Origin of the sequence: uncultured Marinobacter sp. (assembly GCF_963974375.1) — a bacterium.
GTDB lineage: Bacteria > Pseudomonadota > Gammaproteobacteria > Pseudomonadales > Oleiphilaceae > Marinobacter.
On the sequence record NZ_CAXBDN010000328.1, the window covers coordinates 1 to 4,053 of the forward strand.

Annotated in this window: 4 protein-coding genes; all 4 read right to left on the minus strand. The window is 60.2% G+C overall.

What is annotated here, in order from left to right:
* Nucleotides 1-128: 128 nt before the first annotated feature.
* Nucleotides 129-872 carry a Nif3-like dinuclear metal center hexameric protein gene (locus AAC035_RS19325; RefSeq protein ID WP_339806743.1) on the minus strand — a complete coding sequence of 248 codons (744 nt, stop codon included), beginning with the start codon at nt 870-872 and terminating at the stop codon, nt 129-131.
* A 233-nt stretch (nt 873-1,105) separates the two neighbouring features.
* Nucleotides 1,106-2,167 carry a histidinol-phosphate transaminase gene (hisC, locus tag AAC035_RS19330; protein ID WP_339806744.1) on the minus strand — a complete coding sequence of 354 codons (1,062 nt, stop codon included), beginning with the start codon at nt 2,165-2,167 and terminating at the stop codon, nt 1,106-1,108.
* A 19-nt stretch (nt 2,168-2,186) separates the two neighbouring features.
* Nucleotides 2,187-3,503 carry a histidinol dehydrogenase gene (hisD, locus tag AAC035_RS19335; protein WP_339806745.1) on the minus strand — a complete coding sequence of 439 codons (1,317 nt, stop codon included), beginning with the start codon at nt 3,501-3,503 and terminating at the stop codon, nt 2,187-2,189.
* A gap of 29 nt (nt 3,504-3,532) precedes the next feature.
* Nucleotides 3,533-4,053, minus strand: a 521-nt coding sequence (hisG, locus tag AAC035_RS19340) for an ATP phosphoribosyltransferase (protein ID WP_339806746.1), incomplete at its 5' end; no start/stop codon positions are given.

Genomic DNA, 4,053 nt, shown 5'->3' on the forward strand with positions numbered 1-4,053 from the left:
TTAAGGCCAACAGACAAGGGCGCGCTGTCCTTGTCTCATCCGTTCATCCTGAGCTCGTCGAAGGATGGTACTCTGGAGTTCGACCTTTTTGACCCTTCGACAAGCTCAGGGCGAACGGATGAGTAATCTCAAACCGGATTGTCACAATCAATAAACCGGTGCTCCACTCCGAACTTCTCCGCCAGGGCCCTGCCCAGGGCCTGTACGCCGTAACGCTCGGTGGCATGGTGGCCTGATGCGAAGTAGTGGATACCACATTCCCTGGCGGTATGGGTTGTCGGTTCGGAGATTTCTCCGCTGATGTAGGCGTCCAGACCCGCCGCCACCGCTTTATCGATATAGCCCTGAGCCGCTCCGGTACACCAGGCAACCCGACGAATCTTGTCCGGGCCATCGCCCACATGTAAGGACGGTCGGTGCAGCCGTTCGCTGATGTGGGCAACGAACTCTTGTGCCGACATGGGTTCCCCCAATTCGCCCTGCCATAGCAAGCCCGCCAGCGGTCGTGGGTTCTGAATGCCCAGCACGTCTGCCAGCTGCCGATTGTTGCCATATTCAGGGTGGTCATCCAGCGGCAAATGAAAGGCCACCAGGTTCAGGTCGTTATCCAGCAACGTCTTGAGGCGGTTACGCTTCATACCGGTTACCGGCTGAGGTTCGCCTTTCCAGAAGTAACCATGGTGAACGAGCACCATATCCGCACCATCCGCCACAGCCTGATCCAGCAATGCCTGAGAGGCGGTTACCCCGGTCACGATACGCCGGATTTCGGAGCGCCCTTCTACCTGTAGCCCGTTTGGGCAGTAGTCCTGGAAGTCGTCCGGGGTGAGCCATTGGTTCAGCTGTTGGAGGATTTCGTTACGGGTTGCCATGGGGTGGTACCTTTTTTGCTGCGGAATTCGTTACCCGTTAATTCTGAACCTGACGAAGGGTCAAAACACGGCGGAGTCCAACGCCCTTCGACAGGCTCAGGGCGAACGGAGCTAGTTCCGCGCATCCTGAGCTCGACGAAGGACGACAGGCTCAGGACGAACGAAGCGTACGTTTGATACCTCCGCGCATACTGAGCTCGACGAAGGATGCCAGGCTCAGGGCGAACGGAAAATCACGCGGCCACTATCCCCGCCAGCGCCTCAATCAGTTCGTTGTTCTGGCCGGCGGTGCCGATGGTGATCCGCAGGTAGTTGTCGATGCGGGGCTTGTTGAAGTGGCGCACGATGATACCCTGCTCCCGCAGCCGCGCTGACAGGTCTGCCCCGGACTGCTGCCGGTGCTGGCAGAAGATGAAGTTGGCGGCTGACGGCAGCACTTCAAAGCCCAGACCCTGAAGGCTTTCGGTTACCCGTTCACGCTCTGCGATCACCTGGGTACGGGTTTCCTCGAACCAGCCGGTGTCTTCAAAGGCTGCTATGGCGCCGGCCTGGGCTAGGCGGTCCAGGGGGTAGGAGTTGAAGCTGTTCTTGACCCGGTTGAGGCCTTCAATCAGATCTTCGTGGCCGATGGCAAAGCCTACCCGCAGACCCGCCAGGGAGCGTGATTTGGACAGGGTCTGGGTCACCAGAAGGTTCGGGTAGCGGTCGACCAGAGCGATGGCGGATTCCCCGCCAAAGTCCACATAGGCCTCGTCCACCACCACTACGCTGTCCGGATTACCCCTGATCACCATCTCCACCTCGGGAAGAGACAGGCAGCGCCCTGTGGGCGCGTTGGGGTTCGGGAAGATAATGCCGCCGTTGGGGCGCAGATAGTCCTCGGGTCGCAAAGACAGGTCATCGGCCAACGGCAGTTGCTCACTGGCTATGTTGTACAGGCCGCAGTACACCGGATAGAAGCTGTAGCTGATATCCGGAAACAGGATCGGGCGTTCCTGCTGGAACAGGCCGTAGAAAACATGGGCCAGCACTTCGTCGGAACCATTTCCGACAAACACCTGACCTGGCCTGACGCCGTAATAGCCGGCAATGGTTTCTCTCAGCTGCTGGCTTTCCGGATCCGGATACAGCTTCAGACCTTCATCCAGCTGGGCGCGGATAGCGTCCAGAACCCGTGGCGACGGCCCGAAGGGGTTTTCGTTGGTGTTCAGTTTGACCAGGCGCTGCAGTTTGGGCTGTTCGCCGGGCACATAGGGACTGAGCTGGCTGACCAGCGGGCTCCAGTATTTACTCATGATGAAGCTGCCTCGGTAGTTACTGGTCAGACGACTTGATACGGTATTCTGCCGAGCGGGCGTGGGCTGTCAGGCCCTCCCCCCGGGCCAGCACCGAGGCCAAACGCCCCATCCGGTCTGCGCCGGCGGCAGAGAAACCGATCAGCGATGAGCGTTTCTGGAAATCATAGACGCCCAGCGGTGACGAGAACCGTGCGGTGCCAGAGGTAGGCAATACGTGGTTCGGGCCTGCGCAGTAGTCACCCAGGGCTTCTGCGGTATAGCGCCCCATGAAAATCGCACCGGCATGGCGGATCTGATCCAGCATGGCGGCGGGATCTTCCACTGACAGCTCCAGGTGCTCCGGCGCAATACGGTTGGAGACCTCGGCGGCTTCCGCCAGATCTTTCACCTGAATCAGCGCGCCCCGGTCCGCCAATGAACGGGCAATGATCTCGCCCCGCTCCATGGTGGGCACCAGTTTGCGGATGCTGGCCTCGACCGCATCCAGAAAGGCGGCGTCCGGGCTGATCAGAATGGACTGGGCCTGTTCGTCATGCTCGGCCTGGGAGAACAGGTCCATGGCGATCCAGTCCGGGTTGGTGTTGCCGTCACAGATCACCAGTATTTCTGAAGGCCCGGCGATCATGTCGATGCCGACGGTGCCGAATACTTCCCGCTTGGCGGTGGCCACAAAAATATTGCCCGGGCCGACGATCTTGTCTACCGCCGGCACTGTTTCGGTGCCATAGGCCAGCGCACCAACCGCCTGGGCGCCACCCAGCGTGAATACCCGGTCGACGCCGGCGATGGCCGCTGCGGCCAGTACCATGTCGTTCACCACACCGTGAGGCGTGGGCACCACCATGATGACTTCCTTGACACCCGCGACCCGGGCCGGAATGGCGTTCATCAGTACCGACGACGGGTAGGCGGCCTTGCCACCGGGCACGTAGATGCCTACACGGTCCAGCGGCGTCACTTTCTGGCCCAGCAGGGTTCCATCGGCGTCTTCATACTGCCAGGAGCCCTGCAGCTGACGCTGGTGGTAGTCACGGATACGGTCAGCGGCCGCGCGCAGGGCATCCCGCTGATCGGCGGGGATAGCTTCCAGTGCGCTCTGCAGTCGTGCCGCCGGCATTTCCAGCTCGGCCATGGCAGTAACGTTCAGGTGATCAAAACGAGCCGTAAACTCGAGCACTGCGGCATCGCCACGGTGCTTCACTTCGCTCAGAATATGACGAACGGTTTCATTTACCTGATGATCCACGCTGTCATCCCAGGCCAGAAGTTTGCCCAGGGCGCTGTCAAAATCTGCCTGACTGGCAGACATGCGGGTAATAGAGAGATCGTTCATTCTGCTCACCTGTTTTTATGCCGAACGGATCAGGCCGGAATCGGCGCTTTGCGCCGCTCAACCGCTTCACCCATCTTGTCGATGATGGGCTGCAGCTGGGCGTGTTTCATTTTCATGGAGGCCCGGTTGGCCACCAGCCGGGTACTGATGTTGGCAATCAGGTCCCGGGCCTCAAGACCGTTGGCTTTCAGAGTGTTGCCGGTATCCACAATATCAACAATCTCATCGGCCAGGCCCAGTAATGGCGCCAGTTCCATGGCGCCGTACAGCTTGATGATGTCCGCCTGGCGCCCCTGTTCCGCGTAATAGCTACGAGCCAGGTTCACAAACTTGGTGGCCACCCGCAAACGGCCTTGCGGTGCCGGCTGCCCCTTCACCCCTGCAGTCATCAGGCGGCAGCGGGAAATGTTCAGGTCCAGGGGCTCGTACAGACCCTCGCCACCATGCTCCATCAGCACATCCTTACCGGTAACCCCCAGATCAGCACCGCCGTACTGCACGTATGCTGGCACATCCGTGGCCCGGATAATCAGCAGCCGGACCCGGGGAT